General features: G+C 63.3%; 26 protein-coding genes and 1 pseudogene. 7 read left to right on the forward strand and 20 right to left on the reverse strand.

Annotated elements, in window-relative coordinates:
• Positions 1 to 22 precede the first annotated feature (22 nt).
• Positions 23 to 1,222 (reverse strand): MFS transporter, encoded by a 1,200-nt coding sequence (locus tag JJC00_RS04550; RefSeq protein WP_200471554.1) that lies wholly within the window; start codon positions 1,220 to 1,222, stop codon positions 23 to 25.
• A 178-nt stretch (positions 1,223 to 1,400) separates the two neighbouring features.
• Here JJC00_RS04550 and JJC00_RS04555 point away from each other — a divergent pair, with 178 nt between their 5' ends.
• Together JJC00_RS04555 and JJC00_RS04560 are read left to right on the forward strand one after the other, a co-directional pair.
• Positions 1,401 to 2,204: an MBL fold metallo-hydrolase gene (locus JJC00_RS04555; protein ID WP_200471555.1), complete on the forward strand. Its 804-nt coding sequence runs from the start codon at positions 1,401 to 1,403 to the stop codon at positions 2,202 to 2,204.
• A gap of 119 nt (positions 2,205 to 2,323) precedes the next feature.
• A pseudogene (locus tag JJC00_RS04560) lies at positions 2,324 to 2,953 on the forward strand (fatty acid desaturase); the annotation flags it as partial.
• A gap of 57 nt (positions 2,954 to 3,010) precedes the next feature.
• On the opposite strand, the gene JJC00_RS04565 reads toward JJC00_RS04560, so the two are convergent.
• Together JJC00_RS04565 and JJC00_RS04570 are read right to left on the reverse strand one after the other, a co-directional pair.
• Entirely contained in the window at positions 3,011 to 3,244 is a 234-nt protein-coding gene (locus tag JJC00_RS04565; protein WP_200471556.1) for a hypothetical protein, read from the reverse strand.
• 137 nt (positions 3,245 to 3,381) lie between these two features.
• Positions 3,382 to 4,362 (reverse strand): helix-turn-helix transcriptional regulator, encoded by a 981-nt coding sequence (locus JJC00_RS04570; RefSeq protein ID WP_200471557.1) that lies wholly within the window; start codon positions 4,360 to 4,362, stop codon positions 3,382 to 3,384.
• An 87-nt stretch (positions 4,363 to 4,449) separates the two neighbouring features.
• On the opposite strand from JJC00_RS04570, the gene JJC00_RS04575 reads away from it, so the two are divergent.
• On the forward strand, positions 4,450 to 5,103 hold the full coding sequence (locus JJC00_RS04575; RefSeq protein ID WP_200471558.1) for a glutathione S-transferase family protein: 654 nt from the start codon (positions 4,450 to 4,452) through the stop codon (positions 5,101 to 5,103).
• A gap of 65 nt (positions 5,104 to 5,168) precedes the next feature.
• Here the strand turns inward: JJC00_RS04575 and JJC00_RS04580 are convergent, their stop codons facing one another.
• From JJC00_RS04580 to JJC00_RS04595, 4 genes are all read right to left on the reverse strand, one after another.
• A complete protein-coding gene (locus tag JJC00_RS04580) occupies positions 5,169 to 5,954 on the reverse strand; it encodes an enoyl-CoA hydratase/isomerase family protein (protein WP_200471559.1) in 786 nt (261 codons plus the stop codon).
• 12 nt (positions 5,955 to 5,966) lie between these two features.
• Entirely contained in the window at positions 5,967 to 7,076 is a 1,110-nt protein-coding gene (locus tag JJC00_RS04585) for a cyclic nucleotide-gated ion channel (RefSeq protein WP_200471560.1), read from the reverse strand.
• 131 nt (positions 7,077 to 7,207) lie between these two features.
• The gene (locus JJC00_RS04590) at positions 7,208 to 7,426 is read right to left on the reverse strand and encodes a hypothetical protein (RefSeq protein ID WP_200471561.1); all 219 of its coding nucleotides are present in this window, start codon (positions 7,424 to 7,426) and stop codon (positions 7,208 to 7,210) included.
• A gap of 120 nt (positions 7,427 to 7,546) precedes the next feature.
• On the reverse strand, positions 7,547 to 8,995 hold the full coding sequence (locus JJC00_RS04595; protein ID WP_200471562.1) for a TAXI family TRAP transporter solute-binding subunit: 1,449 nt from the start codon (positions 8,993 to 8,995) through the stop codon (positions 7,547 to 7,549).
• Between the two features lie 404 nt (positions 8,996 to 9,399).
• Between JJC00_RS04595 and JJC00_RS04600 the strand changes: the two genes are divergently transcribed.
• Both JJC00_RS04600 and JJC00_RS04605 read left to right on the forward strand, forming a co-directional pair.
• Positions 9,400 to 9,747 (forward strand): DUF3307 domain-containing protein, encoded by a 348-nt coding sequence (locus tag JJC00_RS04600; protein ID WP_246774329.1) that lies wholly within the window; start codon positions 9,400 to 9,402, stop codon positions 9,745 to 9,747.
• A 143-nt stretch (positions 9,748 to 9,890) separates the two neighbouring features.
• Positions 9,891 to 10,289: a hypothetical protein gene (locus tag JJC00_RS04605; RefSeq protein WP_200471564.1), complete on the forward strand. Its 399-nt coding sequence runs from the start codon at positions 9,891 to 9,893 to the stop codon at positions 10,287 to 10,289.
• Here JJC00_RS04605 and JJC00_RS04610 read toward each other — a convergent pair.
• Complete coding sequence (locus JJC00_RS04610) at positions 10,286 to 10,600, reverse strand: YkgJ family cysteine cluster protein (RefSeq protein ID WP_200471565.1); 315 nt, start codon at positions 10,598 to 10,600, stop codon at positions 10,286 to 10,288. The genes JJC00_RS04605 and JJC00_RS04610 overlap by 4 nt on opposite strands.
• Before the next feature lie 16 nt (positions 10,601 to 10,616).
• Positions 10,617 to 11,315, reverse strand: a complete 699-nt coding sequence (locus JJC00_RS04615; protein ID WP_027530661.1) for a helix-turn-helix transcriptional regulator — start codon at positions 11,313 to 11,315, stop codon at positions 10,617 to 10,619.
• 112 nt (positions 11,316 to 11,427) lie between these two features.
• On the opposite strand from JJC00_RS04615, the gene JJC00_RS04620 reads away from it, so the two are divergent.
• Together JJC00_RS04620 and JJC00_RS04625 are read left to right on the forward strand one after the other, a co-directional pair.
• Positions 11,428 to 11,703, forward strand: a complete 276-nt coding sequence (locus JJC00_RS04620) for a hypothetical protein (protein WP_200471566.1) — start codon at positions 11,428 to 11,430, stop codon at positions 11,701 to 11,703.
• A gap of 38 nt (positions 11,704 to 11,741) precedes the next feature.
• On the forward strand, positions 11,742 to 12,470 hold the full coding sequence (locus tag JJC00_RS04625) for a glutathione S-transferase family protein (RefSeq protein WP_200471567.1): 729 nt from the start codon (positions 11,742 to 11,744) through the stop codon (positions 12,468 to 12,470).
• Positions 12,471 to 12,547: 77 nt separating this feature from the next.
• Here JJC00_RS04625 and JJC00_RS04630 read toward each other — a convergent pair whose 3' ends face one another.
• The 11 genes from JJC00_RS04630 to JJC00_RS04680 form a co-directional block, all read right to left on the reverse strand.
• Positions 12,548 to 13,699 carry an ABC transporter substrate-binding protein gene (locus JJC00_RS04630; protein ID WP_200471568.1) on the reverse strand — a complete coding sequence of 384 codons (1,152 nt, stop codon included), beginning with the start codon at positions 13,697 to 13,699 and terminating at the stop codon, positions 12,548 to 12,550.
• 90 nt (positions 13,700 to 13,789) lie between these two features.
• The gene (locus JJC00_RS04635) at positions 13,790 to 14,209 is read right to left on the reverse strand and encodes an acyl-CoA thioesterase (RefSeq protein ID WP_200471569.1); all 420 of its coding nucleotides are present in this window, start codon (positions 14,207 to 14,209) and stop codon (positions 13,790 to 13,792) included.
• A gap of 11 nt (positions 14,210 to 14,220) precedes the next feature.
• Positions 14,221 to 14,982 carry an SDR family NAD(P)-dependent oxidoreductase gene (locus tag JJC00_RS04640; protein WP_200471570.1) on the reverse strand — a complete coding sequence of 254 codons (762 nt, stop codon included), beginning with the start codon at positions 14,980 to 14,982 and terminating at the stop codon, positions 14,221 to 14,223.
• A gap of 22 nt (positions 14,983 to 15,004) precedes the next feature.
• Entirely contained in the window at positions 15,005 to 16,888 is a 1,884-nt protein-coding gene (locus JJC00_RS04645) for a feruloyl-CoA synthase (RefSeq protein ID WP_200471571.1), read from the reverse strand.
• Entirely contained in the window at positions 16,885 to 17,694 is an 810-nt protein-coding gene (locus JJC00_RS04650) for a crotonase/enoyl-CoA hydratase family protein (RefSeq protein WP_200471572.1), read from the reverse strand. The genes JJC00_RS04645 and JJC00_RS04650 overlap by 4 nt, the downstream gene beginning before the upstream one ends.
• A 125-nt stretch (positions 17,695 to 17,819) precedes the next feature.
• Positions 17,820 to 18,218 (reverse strand): type II toxin-antitoxin system HicB family antitoxin, encoded by a 399-nt coding sequence (locus tag JJC00_RS04655; protein ID WP_200473977.1) that lies wholly within the window; start codon positions 18,216 to 18,218, stop codon positions 17,820 to 17,822.
• Between the two features lie 5 nt (positions 18,219 to 18,223).
• Complete coding sequence (locus tag JJC00_RS04660; protein ID WP_200471573.1) at positions 18,224 to 18,412, reverse strand: type II toxin-antitoxin system HicA family toxin; 189 nt, start codon at positions 18,410 to 18,412, stop codon at positions 18,224 to 18,226.
• Positions 18,413 to 18,456: 44 nt separating this feature from the next.
• Positions 18,457 to 18,918: a DUF3237 domain-containing protein gene (locus JJC00_RS04665; protein ID WP_200471574.1), complete on the reverse strand. Its 462-nt coding sequence runs from the start codon at positions 18,916 to 18,918 to the stop codon at positions 18,457 to 18,459.
• Positions 18,919 to 18,930: 12 nt separating this feature from the next.
• A complete protein-coding gene (locus JJC00_RS04670) occupies positions 18,931 to 20,250 on the reverse strand; it encodes a TRAP transporter large permease (RefSeq protein ID WP_200471575.1) in 1,320 nt (439 codons plus the stop codon).
• 2 nt (positions 20,251 to 20,252) lie between these two features.
• Positions 20,253 to 20,762, reverse strand: a complete 510-nt coding sequence (locus JJC00_RS04675) for a TRAP transporter small permease (RefSeq protein ID WP_200473978.1) — start codon at positions 20,760 to 20,762, stop codon at positions 20,253 to 20,255.
• Between the two features lie 227 nt (positions 20,763 to 20,989).
• Positions 20,990 to 22,006, reverse strand: coding sequence for a TRAP transporter substrate-binding protein (locus JJC00_RS04680; RefSeq protein ID WP_200471576.1), 1,017 nt, complete (start codon positions 22,004 to 22,006; stop codon positions 20,990 to 20,992).
• Positions 22,007 to 22,176 lie beyond the last annotated feature (170 nt).

Genomic DNA, 22,176 nt, shown 5'->3' on the forward strand with positions numbered 1-22,176 from the left:
AAGAATGGAGAGGGAACGCGGCTCAATACTTCTTCACATGCGCGCCGAACGCCAGCCACAGCGCCATTGAGGCGAGGCCGAAGCCGCCGAGCAGCAAAAACGTCGGACCGTAGCCGATCCATTGTGCGATCCAGCCGCCGACCGCGGGACTGAGACTTGCACCGACGCCCTGCACGGTGATGACGGCGCCCTGGCCGAGATTGATGCGTCCGGTGCCGTCGAGCGAGCGCGCGACCATGCCGGGAACGGCGACCGTCTGCAGCCCGGTGCCGATGCCGTCGAGCACCTGCATCGGCACGACGCCCCACCAGCCGGTGACGAAGAAGGCGAGAACGCCGCGAATGGGCAACATCATGAAGGAGACCAGGATCACCGGCCAGTAGTTGCGCTTGCCCGCGACCTGCATGCCGATCAGGGACGTCACGATCATCACGCCCTGCGCAATGATGACGATGGTCGCGACGAAGCTTGGACCATTGGCCTGGCCTGCGCTCACCGCAGCAAGGCCATAGAGTGGCACGATGGCGGCGTTGCCGAGATGGAAGATGGCCAATGCCAGCGCCAGCACCAGCAGCGGCTTGTGCTTGAAGAGAACGGAGAGACCTGCCGGCGGATTGTTCCTCTCGTCTTCCTGGCTGCCGCGAGCTTGGCGATCATCGATGGCCTTGGCCGGAATCATCAGGACGCAAGCGACGGCGACGGCGCCGAAGAGGGCAGCCAGAACGAACACCCAGACGTAGCCGAATTTGTAGCCGAGATAGCCCGACAGCGCCGCGCCCACCATGTTGCCGGCGTGGTTGAAGGCCTGGTTGCGTCCGTTCAACGCATTGAAACCCTTTTGCTTGGCGATGCCGAGCGAGATGCCGGTGACCGCCGGCACGATCGCAGCGCTCGCCAGCGATTGCGCCACTTGCGAGAAGGTGACTGCCCAGAAATTCTGCGAGATCAGGATGATGGCGGAGGCAAGCACCACGCAGATTCCGGGAATGATGACCCATAGCCGCTTGTTGCGACTGGAATCGATGAAGCCGCCGATCGGTGTCGTGACCAGCATGCCCGCGACATTGCCGATCGTCAGCGCGGTGCCGATCAATCCGGTCGCCCAGCCGCGCTCGTGAAGGAACACGCCGACGAACGGCCCGATGCCCGACTGCATGTCGGCCATGAAGAAGTTGACGGCGTAGAGAGGCCAGAGACGGGGTGAGGAAGGGCGCGATGTCATCGAGACGCTGAACGTGATGCTACTAAAGGGGTCTCGTGCAAGCGGAGACGGCCGGCCAATTGTGCCGGGGCGGACCGAAAAGTAACATGTGCCAATCGCGTTGGTTCCTCCGGACTTGCGATTGGAGGGCGGCGATGTCACCTCACAGGTATCCTGTTCTCCTTTCTGGATCACGGCCATGCCTCTCTGGACCTGCGAAACCTGCGGCGCGCAATTCCCGGACAGCGGACAGCCACCGGCGTCCTGTCCGATCTGCGAGGACGAGCGGCAATATGTGAACTGGAACGGGCAGACCTTCCTGACCCGCGAGACGCTCGCCGAACGTCACCGCCTCGTCTGGCGCGACGATCTCGGCATCACCGGTATCGCGCTTGAGCCGAGCTTCGCGATCGGCCAGCGCGCGCTGCTGGTCCCAGATGGCAAGGGGTGCGTGATGTGGGACTGCATCCCGCTGGCAACCTCAGAGGCGATCGCGCATGTCAAATCACTCGGCGGATTGACGGCGATCGCGATCTCGCACCCGCATTACTATGGCGCGCTTGCCGACTGGAGCGAAGCGTTCGGCGGTGTGCCGGTGTATCTTCACGCTGCCGACCAGCAATGGGTGACGCGTCCACACCCCTCGATCGTGCACTGGACCGGCGATCAACATCGTATCTCGGACGATGTTCTGCTGTTGCGCACCGGCGGCCATTTCGCAGGCGGCACCATGCTGCACTATTCGCGCGGCGTGGAGGGCAAGGGCGCGCTGCTCACTGGCGATATCGCGCAAGTGACGATGGACCGCCGCTTCCTCAGCTTCATGTATTCCTATCCGAACTACATGCCGCTCAACGCCGCCGCGGTGCGGCGGATTGCAGCCGCTGTGGAGCCGCTCCCCTTCGACCGCATCTATGGCGCTTGGTGGGACCGCAACATCGCTTCGGGCGCCAAGGCTGCCTTTGCGGCATCGGTGGACCGATACATCGCGGCCATTGCCTAAGCCAGGCGACAATCAGAAATCTCCGTTGTCTCTGGTAAAAATAAATGTACTATTGGTACAGTTATTAGACGCAACGATGCGTTTGCTGGTCCGGCACGATCGATGCATCGTTGCCGCGCGGCTTGCCATACGAATATTACTGCTTGTTCCACTGGGACCATCATCGCTACACCCAGGATCCGGACAAGGACCCGGAGCTGATCGTCGGCGTCAAACCGGCATCCGACACGCAGCTCGCGATCGCCTATAGCGGACTGCTCCAGGTCGCCGGCCGCCTCCGGCTGATGCTCGGCCATGCCATCACCGGCAAAGTGGTTGTCCCTTGGATCCCCGAGAACAAGCGCGGCACTATCGTGGCCGAAGCGCGGGCCTATGTTGCGTCCTATGCGTTGTTGCTCGCATTGTCGCTGTGGTTCTCGTCCGCGTTGCTTCTGTGGGTCTGGATCGTGCCGCTGATCATCGGGCAATTCTTTCTGCGACCCTATCTCTATGCCGAGCATACCGGTTGCGAGCATACTCGCAGCGCGTTCCAGAACACCCGCACCACCTATACCGGCGCCATCGTCAAATGGATTGCGTGGAACATGCCCTACCACGTCGAGCACCACGCCTATCCCTCGATCCCGTTTCATGCACTGCCGAAGCTGAACGGTATCGTCGACGGCGAGATCGTCTATCGCGGCCGCGGTTACATCAGAACGACGCGCGAGACCTGGGCCTGGTTTCGCCGGCAGCGGAAGAGCGCTTAAGCTCAACGCAAAGCTCCGGCCGCAGCACGACCGGAGCTTTGTCGTGAGGGCACGGTATCAGTAGATGCCGTAGGCGCAGACATTCACGACGCGGACGCGCATGCCGTGACGGGTCTGGACGACGCGCTCCTGGTAGCAGTTGTTGACGCCGGTGTTGACGTAGATGCCGCCAAAGCCCCAGCCGGGGCCCCAGTAATGGTGGAAGCCGTGGGCCGACGCGGCGGTGGGCGCGAGAGCGGCAGCGCCGAGCGAACCGGCGGCGATCAGACCAAGAGCAAGCTTGCGAAACATTTTCATTCTCCAGTGTGGCGCGAAGCCGTTGTTGTGTCCCTGCATCTCGGTCGGGTCGACGCGTGAATGCGTTCACGCGATGAGGCAAGAATCGTGTTTCAGGATTGTTTCGTCAGTTGCGGCGAGATGCGCCGCCGTCAGGCTTTCCGCGCCGCGCGATAGCGCGCGGCCATCGCCTGCGTCATCTCGGCCATCTTCTCGCGGAGATCGGCGGGCTCCAACACCTCGACCTCGGACCCCAGCCGCAGCAATTCGGCTGCGGCATGCCACGAGGTCTTCCCGGTGGGCACCCTTGCGATGCGCCAACCGTCGGCATCAGTCGTCTCTTCGATCTGCGTGCGCGCCCTGACGTAAGGCTGGCTCAGCGCATCGAGCAGTTTTACCCCGATTGGCGACAGCCGTACGATCGCGACGTTCGGGTGCATCTCGGTCTCGAGCCGCAGCGTCGCATCCTGCCAATAGGCGGCGAGGTCGAAATCGGCGGGACGATCGAAGCGGTCGTCGAGTGCCGTGCAGTCGAGCACGCGCGCGATGCGATAGGTGCGCACGCTGCCGTCGACTTGGCCTGCGAGATACCAACTGCCGCCCTTCAGCACGAGGCCGAGCGGAGCGACACGGCGCTGCTTCTCGGCGCGCCAGCTCTGATAGCGGATTTTGATGAGTGTCCCGCGGAGGGCCGCGCCGGCAATCGCGCGCAGATGCTTTGGCTCTTCTGCCTCGCCGAACCAGCCCGGCGCATCCAGATGAAAGCGCTCCTGCATCCGGCCGGCGTCTTCGCGCAAGTTTGCGGGCAGTGCCGCCATCAGCTTGCTCTGTGCGGCGATCATTGCGGCATCCAGCCCCAGCGCCGCCGCCGGGCCCGGCAATCCCGCCAGGAACAGCGCGCCCGCTTCGCTCTGCGATAGCCCGTTGAGGCGCACGCGATAGCCGTCGAGCAGGCGGTAGCCACCCTCCGCACCGCGGTCGGCATAGACGGGGACGCCGGATGCCGCGAGCGCGTCGATGTCGCGATAGATCGTGCGCACCGAGACTTCGCAGGCCTCTGCAAGCGCGGGCGCAGTGACCTGCCCCTTGGCCTGGAGAGTGGTGAGGATCGACAACATCCGGCTCGCGCGCATGATCCCTTAAACCATACCTGACACAGGATGTCAGGTATGGTCGGCTAGAGATGCGCCCATCGCAAACCGGCCCAAGGGAGATCCGCCATGACCGATCCGAACCGCATCACGCTGTATTATTCGCCGCAGAGCCGCGCCACCGGCACGCGGGTGTTGCTGGAGGAGCTCGGCGCGCCCTATGACCTTCACGTCCTCAACATGAAGGCCGGCGAGCAGCGGAGGCCTCCCTATCTCGCCATCAATCCGCTCGGCAAAGTGCCGGCGATCCGGCATGGCGAGGCACTCGTGACCGAACAGGTCGCCATTTACATCTATCTCGCCGACCTGTTTCCGCAAGCCGGCCTGACGCCCGCGCTCAACGATCCGCTGCGCGGTCCCTATTTGCGCTGGACCGCCTATTACGGCTCCTCCTTCGAGCCCGCGCTGATCGACAAGTTCATGCAGCGCGAACCTGCGCCGATCACGCAGTCGCCCTACGCCGATTACGACACCATGCTGGGTGCGTTCGAGGCGCAGCTGTCGGAGGGGCCCTATCTGCTCGGCGAGCGGATGACCGCCGCCGATATCCTGTGGGGCGTCGCGTTCAACTGGACCATGATGTTCGGCATCGTGCCGAAGAAGGATGTGTTCGTCCGCTATTGCGAGCGCATCACCTCGCGGCCGGCATTCCAACGCATCAATGCGGCGGATGATGAGATGGCGGCACAGCATGCGGCGGCTGTGGGTGGGGCCAGCTCTTAGTGTCATCCCGGCGAAAGTGGGGCCTTCGCCGGGACGACACTGAGGGTGTGTGGTCCGACCTCGCCTCAAAACCGCGGCGGCCGCTTCTCCGCGAACGCCTTGATGCCCTCCTTGATCTCGTCGCCGCGCATGCTGTCGCGGTGGCGCTGGTCGGCAGCGCGCTCATCCAGCTCGCCGCGGGCGAATTCGTTGATTGCGCGTTTCATGCCGCGCATCGCGTTCGGGGCATTGCCGGCGAGAATGTTGGCGAGCTTGTCGACTTCCTCGTCGAGTGTCTCCACCGGCACCATGGCGGTGAGATAGCCGATCCGCAGCATCTCCGGCGCACTGATCTTCTGTGCAGTGAGAAACAGCTTCTTGGCGTTGTCGACGCCGAGCCGCGTTACGTAGCGTTTGATGCCGCTCCTGTAATAGTGCAGCCCGAGCCGCGCCGCCGGCATGAACATTTCCGCGGTGTCGACGCCGATGCGGAAATCGCAGGCGAGCGCGAGGTCGGTCGAGCCGCCATAGACGCCGCCATTAAGCCGGCAGATCGTCGGCACGCCAAGATCCTCCAGCCGGTTGACGACGACTTCGAAGGCCGAGCCCGCGCTCTGCTGCTCGTTGGCGCTCACTGCCCGCTCGGCGACCGAATTGAGATCGTAGCCCGCGGAGAAGGCGCGTCCCGTGCCGGTCAGGACCAGCACGCGGATATCAGGATCGGCCTCGATCCGGTCGAACAGCTTTGTCAATTCGCCGAGATCTTCGGCCTGGAGCCGGTTGAGATGCTTGGGCCGGTTCAAGCGGATGGTGGCGCGTGCACCAGCGATTTCGAGCACGGGGGGACTTGCCGCGTCGGCTGTGTCCGACATTCTTGTCTCCATTTACTTGTTTTCGAGCGTGCGGCGCTTCGCCTCGGCGTCGATGGTCTCGGCGAGGTCCGGGTGCCGCGCCATCAGCACGCGGAAGTCGACGAGGTCGAGCACCAGCAGCCGCGATACTTTCGTGGTCGAGACATTGGCGCCGCGCATGTTGTTGCCGAGCAGCGCCATCTCGCCGAAGAAGGCGCCCTCGCCGAGCTGGACCTTCTTGCCGGGGAGGTCGACCTCGACCGCACCGGCGGCGATGAAATACATGCAGTCGCCCTGCGCGCCCTTGCGGATGATCATGGTGCGCGCCGGCAGCTCCATGGTGCGCAGCATGTGGGTGACGTCGGCGATGGCCGCCGGGCCCAGCGCCGCGAAGAATGGCACTTTGCTGACGGATTCCCAGGTCTTGAGGAAGTTGTCACGCCGCGTTTCCGCCGCGAACCCGGTCGCCAGAATACCGGTCCAGAGGCCGAACACGCCGAGGCCGGAGATCATCACCAGCGCAGCGATCATGCGACCGAGCGGCGTGACCGGCACGACGTCGCCATAGCCTGTCGTGGTCAGCGTGACGACCGCCCACCACAGCGCGGCAGGGACGCTGCCAAACGTCTGCGGCTGCACGTCCCGCTCCAGGAAATATTCGGCGACGGAAGCGAGGAACACCACCATCAGGAAGATCACGAGCACGCTGACCAGCGGCCCCGATTCCAGCACCAGCACACGTCTGAGCTGGCGCAGGCCGGGAATACCCGGCACCACCTTCAGCACCCAGAGCACGCTCAGCAGCCAAGCCGTCTTGGGCTCGGCGCCGAAGATCAGCGCGACCGGCACGGCCAGCGCCCCCAAGGCGTCGACCAGCCCGGCGGAGGAGGACATGTAGAGGGCGAGCCGCCCCTGCCGCGTCATGTGGCGCAGTCGGACCAGCCATTCGAACACGAAATAGACGAGACAGGCCCACAACAGGAAATCGACCCAGCGGTGGGCCGTTTCATAGGCCGGATCGAGCGTCAGCAGCGCCATGCTGACCACGCCGACGGTCACGGCCACATAGGCCACCTTGGTCATGTTGCGGCCGGCGGTCGCGGCCATAAACTGGGCCAGAGCAGGAAACATCGGCTTGGACATGCGGAGTGGCGGCTCGGTGCTGGTTCTTGCGGTCCCGGGCTGGGACCTCAGCGCCAAAGTGCCCGCCCGCACCGGAGCCGTCAACGACGGGGCGTTCAGTACGGCGCCTGATGCAGGACCGGGCCTGCTTGCTATTTGAAATGTGGAGGTTCGTCGTAGCCGCGGCGGCTGCTCAGGAACAACAGCATCATGAGGCCGATGCCGACGATCACGGAAAACCCCGCTCCCAGCGCCAGTGCCACATAACCTTCCGTCGGAATCGGGGCGCCCCCGACCGCCATCGCGGAGTAGGCGAAATAACCAACCGCAACCAGCATTCCCAGCAAGATGATGAGAAGGAGCATACGCATGGTGCGTTCTCCGGTTGTACAAGGAGGCCAACGGTTGCAGAGGCAAAACCGTTCCAGCGGGCGGGCCGCGATTCGCCTCAAAAGGCGAAGGCCCCGGGCCCCGAGCCGCGAATCGATAGGTCAGGCACTCTGAGCTGTCTTCACCACCACGACATTGCTGTCGTCCGGTAGGGGCAGAGCGGCAGGGCTCGCGACCTGGTCGGCCTCGCCGCAATGGCGTTTCAGGTAGTCGCGGCGCATCTCGATCTCGTCGCGCACAAATTCATAGCCGAGCTTGAAGGTATCGAGCCCGTCGGTACTGATCGTACCGTCTCTGAGGCCGACCACGGCGCCGCGCAAGATGCTCTCGAGCTCGTCCTGCAGGCATTCGAGCTGGTCCAGCGAATGAGCGTGCTCGATGCGCTCGCCGACGTCGAGGACAGCGGTCGAAAGCTCGCCAGCCTTCTCCGGCGCGATCCTCGTGATCTTGGCGTAGATCGCGGCGAAGATCGAGCCGATGACGCTGAGCGCGGCGGCGCCCAGATACATCATGTCGCTGTACTTATCCATGAACGACTTGGTGTCGTCGTTGATGTAATCGGCGGCGCCCTGATGCGCCATCACGTAAGCGTCCTTCTCGACGGAGGCCGGTTCGATATGGGTTGCAAAGCCGTTGTCGAGCCCGAGCGCGGACTTGTTCTCGTAGACGATGCGCGCGATGTCGCCAGCGGTGGTCGCCGACATCTTGGACTGCGCGACCAGCAGCCATTCGAGGCCGATCGTGTCGAGATCGTCGTCGGGAATCTCGGGCGACGCCGACAGCGTGCCGGCCGTCAGCGTCTCGTCGGAAATGCCGGGGAATTTACGCGCCAGCGCCTTGGCGTCGTCGATTGCATTGAGCGTGAAGCCGCCGCGCTTGGCGACCTGCTCATAAGCCTTGTCGCGCACGGCCCTGGAGGCGTGGACGACGGCAATCACCGCGCTGAAGCCGTTGGCCGGCGCGAACAGCTTGTCCAGCGTCGCACCCGGCGGCGCCATCTGGATTTTCGCGGCGTCGGGGCTGTCGGCGGGAATGTCGAGGATGCTGCGGACGAAGGCGAGAGAGGAATCATTCTCGGCGAGAATGGCGACCTTCTTCTTCTTGAGCTCGACGAGCGACTTGATCTTCTTGTTGCCGGGGCCGAGCAGGAGCACGAGATCGTGCTCGAGGATCGCGAGCGTGCGCGCCCGCAGCGGCACCTTGGCGTCGGTGCGCAGGACGGCAAGATCGGCCTGCTTGCGATCGAACTGCGCGAGCGCCTTGGCGTTGTCGGCGCTGTTGACGATCTTGATCCGGAAGCGCGAGGCGTTGTTCTTCAGCAGTGTGGCGAGCTTGGTCGCGAACAGGGCTTCGTCGCTGTTGGGAGCGCCGACGGCAAAGGTCAGCGTCTCCGAATTGTGCAACCAGGCGCGGCCGGCCCAGACGGTGGCAAGCGACAGCAGCAGGGTCAGCACGACATAGAGCAGGACCTGCTGCTGATTGGTCTTGATCACCTTGGGACGCCGTCGCGGCGGGAGCTCGGCTGACGAGGTCGGGCCTTCAGCACTCATGGCAGCACTCTGGCCTTATTTCTGGGTGGCGCGCGGCACGACGATCGCCGGCGGCACGCTCGAAAATTTCGTAAGCGTCTGAAAAAAGAACGATAATCCTCTACCTGAGGATGATAGCGCTCCAGCAAAAGAATGCAAATTCCGCGCCGAAGGTAACCTTACCCGACCGATCCGCGTCGTTTGGTCATGCTATCACCGTTTAGCCACAGTTGGCGATTTTCCAGTTTCCCCCGGCTGCATTCCGTCGCGGGAGATGTCATAAATCAGCGGTCCCGATGTTCTGGCGGGTCCAAAAAGAAGTTGCGCTGAACGCTCCATTTTTTCTTTTCGAGTCAACGAGGGCGTCAGCTTTGTCGTTTCCACCCCTGTCATCGGCGGTTCCGGTCGAAGCGCTCATTGGCTGGATGTTGCTGCTCACCTTCAAGCACATCATTGCCGATTTCGTGCTGCAGACCGCCTGGATGGCGCATGGCAAGGACCAGAAGCACGGCTGGGCTTTGCCGCTTCTGGTGCATTGCCTGATTCACCTTGCGGTTGCGTTGCCGCTGATCCTGATCGTGGCGCCGAAGTTCTGGTTCGTGGCGCTGATCGACTTCTTTATTCACATCACGATCGACCGCGCCAAGGGACTGGTCTCGGCGAATTTCGGCGTCAATCAGGAGCACCCCTGGTTCTGGACCCTGATCGGCGTCGACCAGGCGCTGCACCACCTGACCGGCTTCGGCCTCTCCATCTTCATGGCGGCGAACTGAGGTCGGTTGTTTCCGATCCTCGGCCCGTCTGGGCCGACTTATTCGCGTCCAGGGCGCAAGGACCCCGGGTGACTACCGTTCCGGGTGGTTAACCTTTCATTAGAGAATTGCGCTGCATCTTCCCCACACGAGGGAGAACTGCAATGTTTTCAAGCCGCGACGCTTATGAAAGCGATTTCTGCCCGGTTCGCGACGAGCTCCTTGGCGAGATGTACCGCGCCAGCGAGAGTGGCCTGCCGAGGCTGGTTGAGAGTGTTTCCCCTGACGCGCGCGCCAGGCTGGCGCTGTTCTGCTATCGCCGCAGCCATCTTCATTCGCTGGCCGTCGCGATCGCAGCCAGCTGCAGCGAGCGCAACCTGATCGAGAACGGCGGCCGTGTCGGCTCGACGCTCTATGCGCTGTCGCGCGGGGGCTCGGCCAAAGCGTCCCCGTCGCTGTCGGGTGGCCGCAAGCCGATCACGCTGTCGACCAAGCCGCTCTCGGTCCTCGCACCGCTGGACGACGAGATCGACGACGAGATCAGCGAAGCGGTTCCGGCTTAAGCGGTCACAATTACGGGCAGCCCGAACTTCCGCCGCGCCATCGCGCATTCGGCGTCGCCGGGCATGCAGGTGCGGCACACCTCCGGCCGGACCGCATAGATGCCGCATGCGGTCACCTTGCCGATCTCGCCCTGCAACGCCGAACAGCGATCGCCCTCGCAGCGCATGCCGGATTGACGCGCGTTGACGAGCGTCTCCGGAATAGCTGCAAGCTCCTCGTCGCTCTCGATCGAGAAGCGCGGCCAGTTCTGCGAGTAGCCGCAGCAGGCGCCGCAGCTCTGGCAACAGCTCGACAGATCGATTTCTTCCATCGTCGTCACGTGTCCTTCAGGTATCTTTGGGCGGACCCCAGACCAGGCTCTGCCGCCATTTGGCGCGCAACACGTCGCGCCGCTCCGGATATCTTTCGTCGAGATAGGTCGCATCCACGACACGGTCGGTGCGGAAGCTGCGAAAATCGCTACGCAGCTCGCACCAGGCCGCGAGCAGGCGCACGGCTTCGAGATAGCCGACCGAGATCGGCCAGATCATGCGCTCGCTGGGGCGGCCCTGCTCGTCGCGATAGCGCAGCATGATCTTCTTGCCCTCGTGAATCTGGGTGCGCGTGCGCGCCATGTCCAGGCGGTCCGGCTCCCTGTTCCAGCTCGGCCGCGCGCGGCTCGCAGGCTCCAGCACGAAGGGACGCAGGCGCTCGGGCACGGTGTCGGCGATCTTGGCCATCAGATCTTCAGCCGCGCGCGCCAGCGTGGAATCGGCATGGCCCGCGACCCATTGCGCGCCCAGCACCGCCGCCTCGATCTCGTCGGGTGTCAGCATTAGGGGTGGCAGGTCGAAACCCTTCTCGAGAATGTAGCCCATGCCGGCTTCGCCACGGATCGGCACGCGCTGGCCCATCAGCGTTGCGATGTCGCGATAGATCGTTCGCTTCGAAGTCTCGAGCTCGGCCGCAATCGCGTCCGCCGTCAGCGGCTTGCGGGTGCGCCTCAGCACCTGGATGATCTGAAACAGCCGGTCGGCGCGTCTCATGGCAATTCTCTCATCGGGGACGGATCAGAAAAAGGTGCGTGGCTGCTGACAGGATGCTGGCAGCAGGGGAGTTCTATACCGGGACAACACATCGACTGAAGAGGATTTGTCCATGATCATTCCAACCCATTTCGGTCCGGCCGGTCCGTTGTGGCGGAGCCAGGCCTCGTTGCATGCCTCGCTGTATGCCTGGGCCTTCAGCCGCCTCACCCTTTTCGATCTCACCGTCGTCGACCTCCGCGTGGCGCTCGCGACCATGCTGACACGCTCGCTGATCCAGGCTGCGGACGCGCTGGTCCGCCATGTCATGGGCCGCGCCTGGCGGGGGGCCCGTTTCGCAGAAGATATCACGGCTGCTGCCACCATGGTGGCAGCAGCCCGGCACTAGGTTCCGTCAACTCTTTCGGCAGGTTCAGGAGAGCTCCAATGATCACGCTTTATGGCTTTGGCACCGGCTTCGGCCTGCCGGAAATCAGCCCCTTTGTCACCAAGACCGAGGTGCAGCTCAAGATGGCGGGACTGCCCTACCGGAAGGAGCGCGCGATGCCGCCGGCTTCACCGAAGGGGCAGCTGCCTTTCATCGATGACGGCGGCGAGGCGGTGGCCGATTCCACTTTCATCCGCGCCCATATCGAGCGCCGCTACGGCTTCGACTTCGACGCCGGCCTTTCCCTGCACGAACGCGCCCAGGCCTGGGCGTTCGAGCGCATGATCGAGCACCACGTCTATTGGTCGCTGGTCGGCGCGCGCTGGGTCGATGCTGCCAATTTCGCCAAGGGTCCTGCGCATTTCTTCGACGGGGCGCCCGAGCACAGCCGCGAGAAGCTGCGCGAGGACGCCCAGTTCCGTGTCGCCGAGAATTACCTGCTCTCTGGCCTCGGCCGCCACGCTCCCGATGACGACGTCGAACTCGCGGTTCGCTCGCTGTTCGCGCTGTCGGTGCAGCTTGGCGACAAATCCTATCTGATGGGCAACAAGCCCAGCGGGGTCGACGCGACCGCGTTCGGCGCGCTCGCCGGAATTCTCACACCGTTCTTCGAATCCCGGCTGCGCGAGCGTGCGGAAGGATTTCCGAACCTCACCGCCTATGTCGACCGGATGATGGATAGCTACTATCCAGAGTTCGCCTGGACGCCACTGCGGCAAGCGGCCTGACGCAATCGCCCGGAAAGCGCAAAAGAAAAGAGCCGGCCCATCGGGCCGGCTCTCGCCATCTCGGAAACTATCGCCGCTTACTTCGCGAGCGTGTATTTGCCGTTCTTGACCGTGAGCAGGATGCGCGAGCGGTCGTCGAGACCGTAGCGATCCTTTTCGGTGAAGTTGTAGACGCCTTGGCTCGCCGGGATCTCCCTTTCGGTCAGCCAGGCTTGGCGGATGGCCTCGCGGAATTCCGGCGTGCCGGGCTTCGCCGTCTTCAATGCGGTCGGAATGATGCGCTTCAGGACCTCGAAAGCGTCATACGAGTGACCGGCGAACTGGCTGCGGCTGTTCGGGCCGTACTTGCCTTCATAGGCGGCGTTGAGTGCTAGACCCGGCTTCTTGGTCGCGGCCTCGTCCGGCTGGTCCTCGGGATCCATGACGGGACCGGACGCCATCAGCACGCCTTCGGCAGCTTTGCCGGCGATGCGGATGAAGTCCATGCTGGCGGCGCCGTGGGTCTGGTAGATCAGGCCCTGATAACCGCGCTCGCGCAACTCGGTCTGCGGCAATGCGGCTGCGGTACCGGAGGCGCCGATCAGGATCGCGTCGGGATTGGCTGCGACGAGCTTCAGAACCTGTCCGGTGACAGACGTGTCGGGCCGCGCGAAGCGCTCCTCGTCGACCATGGTCATGCCCATCGGCACGCCCTGGGCCTTGAAGTCGTTGAACCAGAGGTCGCCGTAGGAGTCGGAATAGCCGATATAGCCGACCGTCTTCACGTTGTGGGCCTTCATGTGCTCATAGAGCACCTTGCCCATGATCGGAATCGGTTGCGGCATCGACACCGACCACTTGGCACGCTCGGGCGTGATCGGGAACGGCGCAAGGCCGAAATGCGGAATGCCGGCTTCGTTGGCGACGTTGGAGATCGCGATGGATGGCGGTGTCGTCGAGGAGCCCATGATGATGTCGGCCTTGGACTCCGTGACGAAGCGGCGTGCGTTCGTGGTTGCCGTCGTCGGGTCGCCGCCGTCGTCGAGCACGATCACCTTCAGCGGCACGCCGCCGATTTCCTTCGGCACGAATTCCAGCGCATTGCGCTCGGGAATGCCGAGGGCGGCGGCAGGACCTGTGGTGGTCACGCTGATGCCGATGGTGATTTCGTTGGTCTGGGCCAGCCCGGGCAGGGCCGGCAGCGCCAGCGTGGCCGCCGCGATGGCAGCGGTCAGGTAAAAGCGTTTCATTGATTCCTCCCTTGACGTTTTTCTTTGAAAGCAGAAATCGGGGATGAATTCAGCCCCGTCTTTTGGCGATGCGGCGATTTAGCTCCGGACCTAGCTTCCTGTGAATTTGGCTACCATTTCCGGAGGGAATGGTGCCGATTTCAGCTTGTCGGGGTTAACGGGATCGCGGCCGACCAGGACGCGGGTCTCAAAACCTTCGATAGCAAGTGCCTCGCCCTTGTAGACATTGTGCTTCACCTCGAAGCTCGAGCGCTTGATGCTCTCGATCTTCGTTTCGATGGTGATCCAGTCGCCATAGGTCGAGGGGATGTAGAACTTGGACCGCGTATCGACCATGGGGATGCCCACCAGGCCGTATTTGCGGACCAGATCCTGCTTGGAGAAACCGGCGACCTCGAACAGGGTCGACGTCGAATCGTCGAACATCGCGAAATAGCGCGGGTAGTAGACGATGTTGGCGGGGTCGCAGTCGCCCCACTGGATCTGGACGTCGCGCCGGTTCACGAACATGCGTGATGCTCTTACTTGGGCGCCATGCGCAGCGAGCCGTCAAGGCGCACCACTTCGCCGTTGAGGTAGGAATTCTCGACCATGTGCAGGGCGAGCGCGGCGAACTCGTCGGCATGGCCGAGCCGGCGCGGGAAGGGAATGGCAGCGGCAAGCGAGTCCTGCGCTTCTTGCGGCAGATTGGCCAGCAGGGGCGTCAGGAACAGGCCGGGCGCGATCGTCAGCACGCGAACGCCGAACTGGGCGAGCTCGCGGGCGATCGGCAGCGTCATGCCGACGATGCCGCCCTTGGACGCCGAATAAGCCGATTGGCCGATCTGGCCGTCATAGGCGGCGACGGACGCCGTGTTGATGATGACGCCGCGCTCGCCGGTCGCCTGCGGCTCGAGCTTGGACATCTCGGTCGCGGCGAGGCGCAGCATGTTGAAGGTGCCGATCAAATTGACCTTGATCACCTTGTCGAAATCGGCGAGCGCCATCGGGCCGTCGCGGCCGACGACGCGCTTCGCCACGCCGATGCCGGCGCAGTTGACCAGCACGCGGGCCGGGCCATGGGCCTTGGTCGCCTGCGCGATCGCGGCTTCGGCGGAGGCCGCATCGGAGACGTCGCAGGTCACGGCCACGCCCTTGATCTCGGCGGCAACGGTCTCGGCGAGCTTGGCATTGAGATCGCACACCGCGACCCTGGCGCCCTGCGCCGCCAGCTTTCGCGCGGTGGCGGCGCCCAGTCCCGATGCGCCGCCGGTGACGATGGCTGCCTGATCCTTCAACAACATGGCGTTCTCCTTCGATGAATTCTTAGCCGACCGATATCACACGGTCCGATGGATTGGCAGCGTAGAGCTCCTCGATCAGCGCGCCGCGATGCTCGAGCACGACACGCTGGTTGATCGAGCCCTTGTCGGTGACCTCGCCCTTGTCGATCGACAGCGGCGCATCCAGCAGGATGGCGCGCGTGATCCGCGTCGAGGAGCCGGTGGCCGAAGAAAGGAACTGGATCAGGCGCTCGCGGAAAGCTTCACGGACCAGCTGGTCGCGGGCGGTGACGGTGAGATTGTCGGCCGGCAGCGTCGGGTTGACCAGGCGGCAGCCGTCGAGATCGAGAAGCACCAGGGCGGAGACCTCGTCGCGGTTGATGCCGGCGATGACCACGTCGCGTACCAGCGGCGCACAGGCAGCGACGAAGCGCGCACGCAGCGGACCGACGCTGACCCAGGTGCCGCTCGCGAGCTTGAAATCCTCGCTGACGCGGCCGTCGAAATCGAAGCCGGCGTTGAGATCATCGGGATCGGCGGGCTTGAGCGCGTCGCCCATCTTGTAAAATCCTTCCTCGTCGAAGGATTTCGCGGTGATGTCGGGCTGGCGCCAATAGCCGGGCATCACGTTCGGGCCCTTGGCACGAACTTCCATCTTGCCGTTGTTGGGCACCAGTTTTGCGTCATTCCCCGAGACCGGCAGTCCGACGTGGCCCGAGCGGCTGGTACGCGGATTGACCGACATGAAGAACGGCGCGGTCTCGGTCGCGCCGAGGCCGGTCAGCATCGGCACGCGATAGCCTTTTTCCTTCACGGCGAGCTCGTCGAGGCTGTTCCAGACGAAGGGTGACAGCGCCGCGCCCGAGAAGAACATCGCGTGCAGCCGGTCGAAGAACTTTGCACGCAGGCCTGGGTCGTCGCGCAAATAAGGCAGCAGCGATTCATAGCCCTTGGGCACGTTGAAATAGACCGTCGGCGAGATCTCCTGGAGATTGCGCACGGTCTCCTCGATGCCGCCCGGCATCGGCTTGCCGGCGTCGAGATACATCGAGCCGCCATTGTAGAGCGTCAGCCCGATATTGTGGTTGCCGCCAAAGGTGTGATTCCAGGGCAGCCAGTCGATGATGACGGGCGGTTCGTCCTTGAGGAAGGCGAGCGTCTCGCGCAGCATCACCTGGTTGGCGCAGATCATGCGCTGGGTGTTGATGACAGCCTTGGGATTTCCGGTCGAGCCCGACGTCAGCAGAAATTTTGCGATCGTGTCGGGGCCGATCTTGCCGTGCACCGCGTCGAGATCGCTGCGGATCGGCGTTGCCATGAGATCGGCGAGCAAGGTGACGTCGCGGCCGGGCACATGGCCATAGGACGCGGCGATCTCGGTGCCGAGCGAGACGTTGGCGGCAAGCGCATCCGCGAACTTGTCAGCGTCCTCGGCGAAGACCAGGCCGGGCGTCAGCAGCTTCAGCAGGTAAGAGAGCTTGCCGTAATCCTTTGAGACCAGCGAATAGGCCGGCGATACCGGACAGAACGGAATGCCCGCATAGAATGCGCCGAACGCCAGCAGCGCATGATCGATCGAATTGCCGGAGAGGATGACGACCGGCCGCTCCGCCGACAGGCCGCGTTGGATCAGGCTTGATGCGATGTGCCGGCTCGCCGGGAGCAGCTCGGCATAGGTGATTTTGCGCCAGCCCCGGCCGCCTTCGCGCTCCGCCATGAACACGCGATCCGGGGTAGTCGTCGCCCAGTGATGCAGGCGATCGGTGATGCGGACGGGATAGTCGCCGAGCGGCCGCTTCGGCCGCAAATAGATCGTGCCATCGGCGCGACGCTCGATGTCGATGACGGGATCGCCGAACGAGATCGGCCGCAGCGGAGAATTGCTCGCGCCGCGCTCTGTGCTGGAAGAGGACGGCTCCGTACTCATGGCTTCGGCTTTACCTTGGCGGTCTTGTGCTCGAGGAATTCGCGGATCCTGCGTTTTGCCTCTTTGTCGCTCTGTGCAACGGTGGCCATCAGCGATTCCATCAGGAGACCAGTCTGCGGATTGGCTTCGGCGATCATCGGCAGCGCCTGCAGCACCGCGAAATTGGTCAGCGGCGCGTTGGAGGCGATCTTGGTTGCGAGTTCCAGCGCCTTGGTGAGGCCGTTGCCGGCTTCGGTGACATATTGCGCAAAGCCGTAGGACGCGCCCTCGGTCGCGCTATAGACGCGCCCGGTCAGCATCATGTCCATCATACGCGCGACGCCGATCAGCCTCGGAAGCCGCACTGAGCCGCCGCCGCCGACGAAGATACCGCGCTGACCCTCAGGCAGCGCGAAGTAGGTTGTGGGCTCGGCGACGCGAATGTGGGCGGAGCAGGCAAGCTCGAGCCCCCCGCCGATCACTGCGCCCTTCAGCGCCGCGATCACGGGCACGCGGCTGTACTGGATACGGTCGAACACCCGGTGCCACATCTGCGAATGCAACAGGCCGCCCGTGGCGTCGTGATCCTGAAGCTCTGAGAGGTCGAGGCCGCTGGAGAAATGATCGCCGATGCCGTGAATGACGACCGCGCCGATGTCCTCGGGCAGGGACGCAAAGCATTCGCCGATTTCAAGGATGATGCCGTCGTTGAGGGCATTGCGCTTGGCCGGCCGGTTCAGACCCACGGTCAAAACCCGGTCCACCCTCTCGATCTGAAGCAGCCCGGAGGCGCCCGGGGCAGCGGTCTCGGCGTTTCCCTGTGTCATTTGCGTCCTTATCAGAATAGTTATGTTGTATAACGAATTCTGGAGGAGTCAATATGGGCCTTCGTAATGATGTTTGCGAAGGCCGCGCCGACACGCGAAATAGACCGATGGGGTGCGAGAACTGCTCAGGCCGTTTCCGTAATCATCTTCTTGGCGGCCTGAGTGAGTAGACCGGAACGCGTGTACCCGTGCGTCTCGGCGTATTTGTCGATCTGCTCAAGGACGTCACCGGGCAAGGTGACATTGACGCGCACGATTTTTGGCTGGTCATTCTTCACCGAAACCAGAATGGCAACGCCCGATCGGTTCTTCGGATCCGACATGATCTCCTCGAGCGACGAAGGCTCGGGAATCGCTTCTCCATCTTCCGCCATGCCTTCAAGATGAAGCGCCAGCGCCTCTTCGGCCATGTCGCGTGCATCGTCGAGCGTGGTGCCCGCGGTCACGACGCCTGGCAGATCGGGAAACGATACCCCGAAATCGCTGTCGGCATCCTTATGGATCAGACCGATGTAATGACGCATGACGCTCACCTCAACTTCAGGTCTGATTGCTTTTCGATACTCTTCAGCGTCCCGAGCGGGATGTCGCGCTTCGGATGAGGGACGGTGACGCGGCCCGTTTTCGTCGGGTGCTTGAATTGGACGTGGCTGCCTTTTTGAGCCACTTGGACCCAGCCATCCCTTTGTAAGGCCGAGATAATCTCTCGGCTATTCATAGTGTGTATTTATACACATCGGAATGCATTTGTCAACGAGCGGCTCACATCACCTGATGCACGTCGATCACCACGCGGTCCCCATGCCGCGCCGCCGAGCCCACAAAAATGCGCTCCATCAGCCAGCGGTACTTTTCGTGCCCCGTCTCGAATTTCGGCACGGTGCGGAAATAGATCAGCTTGGGATCGACCGGCTCGCCACGCTTGAGCTTTTGCAAGAGCTCGACCGGGCCGAAGCGCATGCCCTTGTTCTCGACATAGACGACGGCGCCGTCGTCGGTCTCGAAGGCGTATTTCGCCTCGAGATCGATCAGCTCGCTCGGGCGGATGGTCTGGAAGTCGGCGCCGAACGTCACCACCTTGCCGGTCACCGCACCCTTCACCTCGCCGCCGATGATCGGGATGATGCGGCGGACGCCGATGCCGGTCTCGCCGGCGGTGACGACGTCGCCGATTTTTGCGGTGATGGTGAAGACGTATTTTGTCTCAAGCATCGGTGCGATCATCGTTCGCCTCTCTCAGTGCGCCATCATCCGCGTCGGCAGCCACGTCGCCAGCAACGGGAAGGCGATCAGGATCACGAGGCGCACGAGATCGGTTGCCACGAACGGGATGACGCCCTTGAAGATGGTGGCGAAGGAGACATCCTTCACCACGCTCTTGATGACAAAGACGTTCATGCCCACAGGCGGATGGATCAGGCCGAGCTCGACGGTCATCACGATGATGACACCAAACCAGACCGGATCGAAGCCGAGATGCGTGATGACGGGGAAGATGATCGGCACGGTCAGGATGATCATCGCCATAGCGTCCATCAGGCAGCCGAGCACGAGATACATCACCATAATCAGCGCCAGCACGCCGTAGGGGCCGAGGCCCAGACCAGTGAGGAACTCCGTCACCTTCTGCGGTGTCTGCGTCACCGTGAGGAAATAGCCGAAGATCAGCGCGCCGATCAGTACGGTGAACACGGCCGCTGCCGTGCGGGTCGCCTGGAGCAGCGAAGCCAGCACCTTCTCGCGATCGAGCCGTCCCGTGACGATGCCGATGATGAAGGCGCCGGCAGCGCCGACGCCGCCGGCCTCCGTCGGCGTGAAGCGCGGCAGGAACGGCAGGCCGTAGAGGCCGCCGATCACGAACACGAACAGCAGCACGGGCGCCCAGATGTCTTTCAGGCCCGCGAAGCGCTCGCGCCATGGCAGTACCTTGCCCTTGGGCAGGAAGTCGGGGCGGAAATAGCCGATCAGAAAGATCGTGATCATGTACATGGTCATCGCCAGCAGGCCCGGAATGATGCCGGCGATGAAGAGTTTTCCGATGTCCTGCTCGGTGATGATGCCGTAGACGGCAAGCACGGTGGAGGGCGGCAGCATCGCACCCAGCGTGCCGCCGGCCGCAATCACACCGGTCGCAAAGGATTGCGGATAGCCGAAGCGGCGCATCTCGGGGTAGGCGACCGCGGAGAAGGTCGCCGCGGTTGCGACCGACGAGCCACAGATCGCGGCAAAGCCGCCGCAGGCGCCGACGGTGGCAATGCCGAGGCCGCCGCGTAAGTGCCCGACAAAGCCGTTGGCGGCGCGGAACAGCTCGCGGCTCATGCCGGAATTGCTGACGAAGGAGCCCATCAGCAGAAACATCGGGATGACGCCGAAGGTGTAGTCGGTGACCGTGCGCATCGAGGTCTGGCCGACCAGCTTCAGCGCCGGCGTTGCGCCGACCAGATAGGAGAAGCCAGAGACGCCGACGAGACCCATGGCCATGCCGACGGGCACGCGCAACAACATCAGCGCGAACAGGGAAACGAAGCCGAGAACGGCGACGGCATCGGTGCTCATGATTACTCCGTCGCCTTCAGCTTGGGGTCATGCATCTCTTCGGGATGGAAGATCAATCGGTAAGTGCGGATCGCGATCAGCAGCACGGCCGAGACGTCGCCGATCCAGGCGATCGCGAAGAACGGCCATGTCGGCATGTGCATGTCGAAGGTCTGGACGTTGTCCCCGTAGGTGCCGCGCACCTTGTCGAACAGCGTCCAGGTCTGCACGGTGACGACGAACAGCAGCACCAGCGTTGCGAACACGTCGATCCAGCGCTGGTAGCGCGGGGTGACGTTGCCCCAGACCAGGTCGACGGTGATGTGCGTGCCGCGATACGAGGTCGCCGCGATGCCCCAGAAAATAAGGATGCCGAGCAACATGCGGCCGATGTCGAAGCTATCGGGAATCGAATAGTTCAGCGTGTTGCGCAGCAGGACCGACACGAAGATGTCCAGCGCGACGATGCCGACGAAGGCGGCTGCGATCCATTCGATCGTGTCGATGATGCGGTCCATCCAGGAGCGCTTCATGGGAAGTGTGTCGTCGTGTGAGCTCATTGTTTGATCTCGGTCTCGCCGCGGACTTCACCTCGCCCCGCTTGCGGGGAGAGGTCGAATTCGAGCGCAGCTCGAATTCGGGTGAGGGGGACTCTCGGCGAGTCGAGCTGTCACCATCTCTGTGGAAGCAGCCCTTCACCCCCAACCCTCTCCCCGTAAGGACGGGGAGAGGGGGAGGAAGGACCGATCGCGTCGCGGCGTCACTCCGCGAGCGCGTTGTATTTCTTCAGCGACGCCTTCAAATCCGCCAGCGCGGCGTCGGGATCGATACCGGCCTTCTTGGCGCCATCGCCCCAGGTCTTGACCAGCGGCTCGGCCGCCTTCTTCCAGGCGGCGGTCTGGTCCGGTGTCAGCTTGTAGACCTCGTGACCTTCTTCCGCCTTCACCTTGTCGATGCCGGCATCCTCGAACTTGCCCCAGTGTTCGCCGACCACGCCGGCCATTTCGGTCGAGCAGTTCTTGTCGATCGCGGCCTTCTGCTTGTCGGACATCGAATCGTACTTGTCCTTGTTCATCACGAACACGAACGTCGTCGTGTAGAGCGGCGCTTCCATGTCGTACTTCGTCACCTTGTCGATGCCGAACAGCACCAGCGAGCCCCAGGGGAAGGTGACGCCGTCGGCGACGCCGCGCTCGATGATGTCGCGCACTTCAGGTGCCGAGGACTGTACGTTGGTGCCGCCGAGTGCGGTGACGAAATTCGCCATGGTGGCGTGAGCCGGGCGAATCTTCATGCCCTTCACGTCCTCCGGCATCACGATCTTCTTGGTGCGGGAGTGGAAGGAGGAGGGCGAGTGGACGAAGGCGAGGCAGTATTTGACGTCCTTCATCTCCTTCGCGGCATATTTGCGATACCAGGCATCCAGGCCCTCCGAACCGCCCTTGGCGTCCGAGATCAGGAACGGCAATTCGCCGGCACCGATGATCGGAAAGCGGCCGGGCTGATAGCCGGGATTGACGTAAGTGACGTCGGCGATGCCGTCGCGCGCCATGTCGTAATGGTCAAACGCCTTGCCGAGCTGTTGGGCCGGAAACACCTTGCCCGTGATGGTGCCGCCGGAATCCTTGTTCACCGCGGCCACCCAGTCTTCCAAAGATTTCTGTAGGGGGTGCGACGCCGGCACCCAGTGCGAGACCTTCAGGTCAACGGTCTTGTCCTGCGCGAACGCAGGCGTCACGCTTGCTGCCAGCAGCAAAGCCAGACAGGCTTTCCTCATCACGCGTCTCTCCCTCTTTGTGACGGCGGGCTTCGATGGCCCGGTCTCATTAATTAACATGTTATCTAAATGGCTGGCCCGTTCAAGCCGGAACTGCCGCGACGTGCCGCCGCGTCATCTACGTCAGCCATGTTGCATGGATTTGTCGCTGCCCGGGCCCCTTTTGCCCA

It is taken from the genome of Bradyrhizobium diazoefficiens (genome assembly GCF_016616885.1).
In the GTDB taxonomy this organism is placed as follows: Bacteria; Pseudomonadota; Alphaproteobacteria; order Rhizobiales; family Xanthobacteraceae; genus Bradyrhizobium; species Bradyrhizobium diazoefficiens_F.

Bases quoted from the DNA above. Each gene is read 5' to 3' on its own strand.
- JJC00_RS04665 (WP_200471574.1), bottom strand. From the start codon at position 18,918: ATGATCGCACCGATGCTTGAGACAAAATACGTCTTCACCATCACCGCA.
- JJC00_RS04650 (WP_200471572.1), bottom strand. From the start codon at position 17,694: ATGACACAGGGAAACGCCGAGACCGCTGCCCCGGGCGCCTCCGGGCTG.
- JJC00_RS04580 (WP_200471559.1), bottom strand. From the start codon at position 5,954: ATGTCGGACACAGCCGACGCGGCAAGTCCCCCCGTGCTCGAAATCGCT.
- JJC00_RS04565 (WP_200471556.1), bottom strand. From the start codon at position 3,244: ATGTTTCGCAAGCTTGCTCTTGGTCTGATCGCCGCCGGTTCGCTCGGC.
- JJC00_RS04620 (WP_200471566.1), top strand. From the start codon at position 11,428: ATGATCATTCCAACCCATTTCGGTCCGGCCGGTCCGTTGTGGCGGAGC.
- JJC00_RS04640 (WP_200471570.1), bottom strand. From the start codon at position 14,982: ATGTTGTTGAAGGATCAGGCAGCCATCGTCACCGGCGGCGCATCGGGA.
- JJC00_RS04570 (WP_200471557.1), bottom strand. From the start codon at position 4,362: ATGCGCGCGAGCCGGATGTTGTCGATCCTCACCACTCTCCAGGCCAAG.
- JJC00_RS04630 (WP_200471568.1), bottom strand. From the start codon at position 13,699: ATGAAACGCTTTTACCTGACCGCTGCCATCGCGGCGGCCACGCTGGCG.
- JJC00_RS04670 (WP_200471575.1), bottom strand. From the start codon at position 20,250: ATGAGCACCGATGCCGTCGCCGTTCTCGGCTTCGTTTCCCTGTTCGCG.
- JJC00_RS04590 (WP_200471561.1), bottom strand. From the start codon at position 7,426: ATGCGTATGCTCCTTCTCATCATCTTGCTGGGAATGCTGGTTGCGGTT.
- JJC00_RS04655 (WP_200473977.1), bottom strand. From the start codon at position 18,218: ATGCGTCATTACATCGGTCTGATCCATAAGGATGCCGACAGCGATTTC.
- JJC00_RS04645 (WP_200471571.1), bottom strand. From the start codon at position 16,888: ATGAGTACGGAGCCGTCCTCTTCCAGCACAGAGCGCGGCGCGAGCAAT.
- JJC00_RS04585 (WP_200471560.1), bottom strand. From the start codon at position 7,076: ATGTCCAAGCCGATGTTTCCTGCTCTGGCCCAGTTTATGGCCGCGACC.
- JJC00_RS04595 (WP_200471562.1), bottom strand. From the start codon at position 8,995: ATGAGTGCTGAAGGCCCGACCTCGTCAGCCGAGCTCCCGCCGCGACGG.
- JJC00_RS04600 (WP_246774329.1), top strand. From the start codon at position 9,400: ATGTTGCTGCTCACCTTCAAGCACATCATTGCCGATTTCGTGCTGCAG.
- JJC00_RS04625 (WP_200471567.1), top strand. From the start codon at position 11,742: ATGATCACGCTTTATGGCTTTGGCACCGGCTTCGGCCTGCCGGAAATC.
- JJC00_RS04635 (WP_200471569.1), bottom strand. From the start codon at position 14,209: ATGTTCGTGAACCGGCGCGACGTCCAGATCCAGTGGGGCGACTGCGAC.
- JJC00_RS04555 (WP_200471555.1), top strand. From the start codon at position 1,401: ATGCCTCTCTGGACCTGCGAAACCTGCGGCGCGCAATTCCCGGACAGC.
- JJC00_RS04615 (WP_027530661.1), bottom strand. From the start codon at position 11,315: ATGAGACGCGCCGACCGGCTGTTTCAGATCATCCAGGTGCTGAGGCGC.
- JJC00_RS04680 (WP_200471576.1), bottom strand. From the start codon at position 22,006: ATGAGGAAAGCCTGTCTGGCTTTGCTGCTGGCAGCAAGCGTGACGCCT.
- JJC00_RS04605 (WP_200471564.1), top strand. From the start codon at position 9,891: ATGTTTTCAAGCCGCGACGCTTATGAAAGCGATTTCTGCCCGGTTCGC.
- JJC00_RS04550 (WP_200471554.1), bottom strand. From the start codon at position 1,222: ATGACATCGCGCCCTTCCTCACCCCGTCTCTGGCCTCTCTACGCCGTC.
- JJC00_RS04610 (WP_200471565.1), bottom strand. From the start codon at position 10,600: ATGGAAGAAATCGATCTGTCGAGCTGTTGCCAGAGCTGCGGCGCCTGC.
- JJC00_RS04660 (WP_200471573.1), bottom strand. From the start codon at position 18,412: ATGAATAGCCGAGAGATTATCTCGGCCTTACAAAGGGATGGCTGGGTC.
- JJC00_RS04675 (WP_200473978.1), bottom strand. From the start codon at position 20,762: ATGAAGCGCTCCTGGATGGACCGCATCATCGACACGATCGAATGGATC.
- JJC00_RS04575 (WP_200471558.1), top strand. From the start codon at position 4,450: ATGACCGATCCGAACCGCATCACGCTGTATTATTCGCCGCAGAGCCGC.